This is a genomic window from Parvibaculum sp., from assembly GCF_049651025.1.
In the GTDB taxonomy this organism is placed as follows: domain Bacteria; phylum Pseudomonadota; class Alphaproteobacteria; order Parvibaculales; family Parvibaculaceae; genus Parvibaculum.
Genome location: NZ_JBASBH010000023.1, coordinates 1 through 6,067 on the forward strand (window position 1 = coordinate 1; position 6,067 = coordinate 6,067).

The window sequence follows — 6,067 nt, forward strand, 5'->3', positions numbered from 1 at the left end:
GCTCTATTCAAATCCGGGGCTGCTGGACCTCATCGCCGATATTTGCGGCACAGCGCCGCGCCTTGCCTCCTATCTTGCGCAGAACTCGGCAGTGCTGGAAGCTGTGGTCGATCCCAACTTCTTCAAGGTCATTCCGGGCCGCGAAGCCATGCGCAAAAGTCTCGAAGCCGTGCTCGCTCATGCACGCGACTATCAGGACATGCTTGATTTTGCTCGTGTCTTCGCGCGCGAGCATCGCTTCCGCCTCGGCGTGCGCGTGCTGACAGGCAACACCGATGCCGAAGAGGCAGGCCCCGCCTATGCCGCGCTTGCGGGCGAACTCGTCGCCGCGCTGGCGCCCGTTGCCGAGGACAAGGTGGCGGAGCGTTTTGGCCGCGTGCAGGGCGGGCGCTTTGCGGTCGTCGCCATGGGCAAGCTCGGCAGCGAAGAGATGAGCGCGGCTTCCGATCTCGATCTCATCGTCATCTATGATGTCGATGATCCCGAAGCGCTCTCCGATGGCGCGCGCCCGATTTTCGCCTCGCAATATTATGCGCGCGTCTGCCAGCAGCTCATCGGTGCGCTGACGGCGCCGACCACGGAAGGCAAGCTTTACGAGGTCGATCTGCGTCTGCGCCCCTCGGGTAATTCCGGCCCCATCGCTACGCATCTGAGCAGCTTCGTCAGCTATCAGTCGACGGAAGCCTGGACATGGGAGCATATGGCGCTGACCCGCGCCCGCATCCTCACCGGGCCCGATGAGTTGAAGGCCCGCGTCGCCACCGCCATTTCCGATACGCTGCGCCGCCGACGCGACAAGGCGAAAACGGCGCTCGACATTGCCGACATGCGCGCCCGCATCGAGCGCGAGTTTCTCAGCGAAAATCCCTGGGACCTAAAATATGTGCGCGGCGGCCTGATCGATATCGAATTCATCTGCCAGTACCTGCAATTGATTCACGGCCACGAACATCCGCAGGTGCTCCACCACCACACGCGCACGGCGCTTGCGCGCATCGCCGATGCGCGGCTCCTGCCGCTGGAAACTGCCGACCTGCTCATTGCCGCGGTCGACCTGACGCTCAATCTGACGCAGGTCGTGCGGATCTGCGTCGAAGGCGTCTTCAAGCCTGAAGAGGCAACGCCCGGCCTGAAATCGCTTCTGGCCCGCGCCGGCAACGCGCCGGACTTCGCCGCCCTCGAAGCGCAATTGCGCGACGCCCAGCGCGATGTATATGAGGCTTTCCAGCGCATCGTCACGGCATCTGCCCAAACTTGAGACAATGATGATGGCTGCGAAATTGCACCTGTCCAGTGCTGGCCAGGTGCTGCGCTGCATTAACCATGTGCAGGCAGCGCATCGAAAACCTCGATGTTCCCTGGGAATTTGTAGTTAACGCGGCGGCTGTCCCGGCACAGTCGCCACAGGGCTTTCATGCGGAACGTCCCGATACGGTACGATCTGCGCGAGGGCGGGCGGCATGGCCGCTTGAGCAATTGAGCTGGGGTTTGGGCGCATGAAGCGTCACGACGCAATCATCATCGGAGGTGGCCTGAATGGCCTCACAGCGGGCGCATATCTTGCGCGTGCCGGTGTCGATGTGCTCGTGCTTGAACGCAATGCGGTGCTCGGCAGCGCCGCCGCCGGATATGAAATTCTCCCCGGCTTCCACATGCCGCGCTACAGCCTCGGCACGGCGCGCTTGCCTGCGCGCATCGTTGCCGAACTTGAGCTACCGAAATATGGCCTCCGTCTTCTGCGCGTCGATGGCGGCGTCAGCCTCTTTGCGGATGGCACCTATCACGCCAGCTACCGCGATGGCGTCACGCATCGCCGTGAGCTTGCGCGCCTGTCGCTGAAAGACGCGGATGCCTGGACGCATTTCCGCCGCGACATGCAGCGCGGCGTCGCGCAACTGCGCGCCTCGCTCACCCATCCGTTGAAGAACCCGTCGCGCCTATCGCTCTCCGGTCTTCGCGGCCTTCTCGGGCAAGCGGACAGGCTCGCGGAAAAATCAACCGGCGAGTTGCACGATGTGACGCGCCTGTGGACGCTGTCCTGCGCCGATCTTCTCGACAGCTATTTTGAATCTGATGCGGTGAAGGCAAACCTCGCCGCCATGGCGCTGGCAGGGACGACGCTCGGGCCGCTCGCGCCGACAAGCGCACGTTTCCTGATGCAGCCCTTCATGGACGAGCCTGTCGGCGCAAGCGGCGGCGCGCCCGCAACCGTCATCCCGCTTGGCGGGCCGGAGGCGATCGCCAATGCCCTCGCGGCTTCGATCATTGCGCATGGCGGCGATGTACGCCGGGAAGCCGAAGTGACCGACGTGATCCTGCGCGACAGGAAGGCGCGCGGCGTCGCGCTGGCGAATGGCGAGGAGATTTTCACCGACGCCATTCTGTCCGATCTCGATCTCAAAAGAACTTTCCTTGCGCTCTTTCCCTGGAAGGATTTGCCGAAAGGTTTTGTCGAGCGTGTCGGTCGTTTCCGCATGCGCGGCGTGACGGCCAAGATCAATATCGCGCTGGACGCGCTGCCGGAATTCCCGACCGTGCCGGAAGGTTGCCCGGCGCTTCTCGGCGGCGTTCGCCTTGGCGGCTCGCTCGCGCAAATGGAGCAGGCTTGCGACGATTGGCGCGATGGCATTCCGCCGCGCACGCCGCTCATCGAGGCGCTCATTCCCTCCATGTCCGATCGCTCGCTTGCCCCGCAAGGCAAGCACGTCATGTCCGTCGCCGTGCATTACGTGCCGGAGGCTTTGCATGACGGCCCCTGGACGGCGGAGCGAAAGGATGAGCTTGCCGATCTCGTCGTCTCGCGCCTGGCCGAACAGAGCCCCGGCATCAGGGATCGCATCCTCGCGCTTGAAACGCTTGTGCCGCCCGACATTGAAAACGAAGTCGGGCTGACCGCAGGCGATTTTGCGCAAGGCGAGATGACGCTCGATCAGATGTTCTTCAACCGGCCAATGGCTGGCCTTGCGGGATATGAAACGCCAATCGCCAATTTCTATCTCTGCTCGGGCAGCGCTCATCCGGGCGAGCTTGCATCCGGCGGTCCGGGCGCAGGCGCCGCCGCGCTTGTCGCCGCCGCGCTCGGAAAGGGAGGGTAGGGCAATGCACCTTTCCGACCGCAGCTTCGATGCAATCGTCATTGGCGGCGGCCATAACGGCCTCATCGCGGCTGCCTATCTCGCCAAGGCGGGCAAGCGCGTTCTGTTGCTCGAGGCGTCCGACGGACTTGGCGGCGCTTTGGCGACCGGCGAAATCTCGCCGGATTACCGGGTCTCCTCCGGCGCACATTTGCTCGACGCGCTGCCGCGCCGCATCGAGAAAGATTTGAAGCTCGCAAAACACGGGCTGCGTTATGCCATGCGCCGCCTGCCGACAATCGTGCTCGACCGCGACAATCAGCACCTCGTCCTCTCTACCCGTCGCGCCGATCTCGAAATCATGCGCCGCCACAGCGCTGCCGATACGCAAGCCTATGTGGCCTATGTCGCGCGTATGAAAGCGCATGCGGCCCTGTTGACGCCGCTGCTTAAGCAAAGCCTTCCCTCTGCGGGCACACGCGAACTGCGCTCCCTGTTGCGCAAGCTCGTCTGGCGCGCCGAATGTCTCGGCCCCACCTCGCTCGAAGTGCTGATGCGGCAAGTGCCGGGAAGCATCGGCGATTTCCTCGACAACACGTTTGAAACGCCACTGCTGAAAGGCGCGCTGGCGCTCGACGCCTTGCTTGGCGAGAGCGCTGGTCCATATGAAGCCGGAACCGTTCTCTCCGCGCTTCATCGCCGCAGCTTGCGTTCCGGTTCATCGGGGCTGCATGTGGTGGAAGGCGGCCTCGGCGCATTCATCGACGCGCTGGCCGCAGCGGCTGCGGGTTTCGGCGTCGTCATTAAAACCTCGACGCCTGTGAAGCGCATCCTTGTCAGCAATGGTGAAGCAAGCGGCATCGAAACGGCCTCGGGCGATATTTTCCAGGCGCCGCTCGTGCTCTCAAGCGTCCATCCACGCACGACCATGCTCGATATGGTCGGCGTTCAATATATCGATGCGGGCCTTGCCAAGCGCCTCTCGCAAATTGCAAATCGCGGCGCGACGGCAAAGCTCAACCTCGCGCTTGATGGATTGCCGACCATTCAGGGCCTCGCGCCCGTGGAATATGGCGCGCGCCTTCTCGTGGCGTCCTCGCTCTCCTCGCTCGAGGAAAGTTTTACACGCTTCAAGCAGGGCGATTTTTCCTCCGAACTGGCGATGGAAGTGACGATCCCCAGCGTCATGGACGCGCCTCTCGCGCCTCATGGCCAGCACGTCATGTCGATCGTCGTGCAATATGTGCCCTTTGAGGCGGCAGGCGGCTGGGAAGAAAATCGCGACCGCCTGATCGACCGCATCATCGAAACCTTGTCCGTTCATGCGCCGGACCTGCGCCAGCGCATCGTTGCGGGCGAGCTGATGTTGCCGCCGGACATCGAGCGCAAATTCGGGCTCGCAGGCGGCAACTGGCATCATGGCGATCTGCGCATGGATCAACTGCTGATGTTCCGCCCCGCGCCCGAACTTGCCGGGCACCGCACGCCGGTGAAGGGCCTCTATCTCTGCGGCGCAGGAAGCCATCCCGCTGGCGGCATGTCCGGCCTGCCGGGACAGCTTGCAGCGCAAGCGGCAATGGAAGATGGGAGGCGCGCATGAACGGCGACCTCGATCTTCACACGCCCGTCGATCTTGCGGCTCTCGACGAGGCCGCGCGGGCCGATCCTGCATTGTTCGAGCAGAGCGTTGAGCAGCCGCCATTCGAGCAACGCGTCTTGACGACGCCGTTGCATTTCAACGTCGCAACGGAAAGCCTGACCAATCTCTGGACGCATTGGAACGGCTATACGACGCCCGATGTGCTGACGAATATCGATGACGAATATCGCGCGCTCCGCCACGCCGCCGCGCTCTGCGATATCTCGCCGCTCTTCAAATACCGCATCACGGGCGCCGATGCCGTCGCTTATCTCGCGCGCCTCGTGACTGGAAACTTTGTCGCCCTTTCGACGAATGAATCGATGCCCGTCGTCTTTTGCGAAGATCGCGGTTTCGTCGTCGGCGACGGCATCCTCTTTTGCCTCGGCGAAGATGAGTACCGTCTGGTAACCGAAGAGGCGCATCTCGCATGGCTTCTCGACAGCGCCTTCGGCATGCGCGTGCATGTGGAAGACGTGACGCGGACGCTTGCGGCGCTCAGCCTTCAGGGGCCGCTTTCCTGCGCGGTGCTTGACGCAATCGGCCTGCCATCCATCGAAACGCTCCGGCCCTATGCCGCGCGCTGGTGCGATGTTGCGGGCATGCCTGCCTATGTCAGCCGCACGGGAAACTCCGGCGACCTCGGCTACGAGTTCTGGATCGATCCCGACGACGCGCCAGCGCTCTGGACGAGGCTTTTGGAAAAAGGCGCACCTTTCGGCCTTCGCGCCACCGGCTTTGCCTTGCGTGAGCTTGCCCGCATCGAGGCCGGCCTGCCTCGCGCCGGCATCGACTATCTCGGCGCTTTCGCCGCCGTCGATACGGCAAATGCATCGACACCGTTTGAGCTTGGCTTCGCCTCGCTGGTCGATCTCTCCCGCGATCATTTCACCGGACGCGCTGCCCTGCGCGCTGCCAAGGAGGCGGAGCCGCGTCATGTCGTGGTCAGCCTCGCCATCGACTGGCACGAGCCGCTGAACCTTGCCGCCATCTACGACGCGAGCGGCATTGCCGGTCCTGTCACCAGTTCGGGGTTCTCTCCATCGCTCGGCCTCAACCTCGCTCTTGCAAGGCTGAAGCTTTCAAGTCTGGCGGGGGAGGGGCAACTCCACATCGAGGCCGGAGCAAGGCGCGAGCTTGAATGGCAAATGCTGAAGGCCCCGGCGCGTATTCTGACAGGTCCGGCGCTGGACCTGCCCGCGCGCCATCTCGTCCCCGCGCCCCTGGCCTCAGGCCCGCTCATCAGGCGCTAGAAAACTCTTCCACATTCGCGACGGAATTTTTGCCGCCCGCCGTTTTTAAGAGCGAGTGACAGGAAGACGTTCCCCCGGCCCTCCCCCCCCTTGGTCCGGCA

Annotated in this window: 3 protein-coding genes and 1 pseudogene; all 4 read left to right on the top strand. The window is 63.4% G+C overall.

The genetic code is table 11. From position 1 onward, the window contains the following. Positions 1–1,258 (top strand): annotated as a pseudogene (locus WA943_RS02670) (bifunctional [glutamine synthetase] adenylyltransferase/[glutamine synthetase]-adenylyl-L-tyrosine phosphorylase); the annotation flags it as partial. Between the two features lie 238 nt (positions 1,259–1,496). Further along, positions 1,497–3,095, top strand: a complete 1,599-nt coding sequence (locus WA943_RS02675; RefSeq protein WP_424468291.1) for a phytoene desaturase family protein — start codon at positions 1,497–1,499, stop codon at positions 3,093–3,095. A gap of 4 nt (positions 3,096–3,099) precedes the next feature. Beyond that, complete coding sequence (locus WA943_RS02680) at positions 3,100–4,674, top strand: phytoene desaturase family protein (protein ID WP_424468292.1); 1,575 nt, start codon at positions 3,100–3,102, stop codon at positions 4,672–4,674. Next, positions 4,671–5,966: an aminomethyltransferase family protein gene (locus WA943_RS02685; protein ID WP_424468293.1), complete on the top strand. Its 1,296-nt coding sequence runs from the start codon at positions 4,671–4,673 to the stop codon at positions 5,964–5,966. Before WA943_RS02680 ends, WA943_RS02685 begins: the two co-directional genes overlap by 4 nt. Positions 5,967–6,067: the final 101 nt, after the last annotated feature.

Bases quoted from the DNA above. Each gene is read 5' to 3' on its own strand.
- WA943_RS02675 (WP_424468291.1), top strand. From the start codon at position 1,497: ATGAAGCGTCACGACGCAATCATCATCGGAGGTGGCCTGAATGGCCTC.
- WA943_RS02680 (WP_424468292.1), top strand. From the start codon at position 3,100: ATGCACCTTTCCGACCGCAGCTTCGATGCAATCGTCATTGGCGGCGGC.
- WA943_RS02685 (WP_424468293.1), top strand. From the start codon at position 4,671: ATGAACGGCGACCTCGATCTTCACACGCCCGTCGATCTTGCGGCTCTC.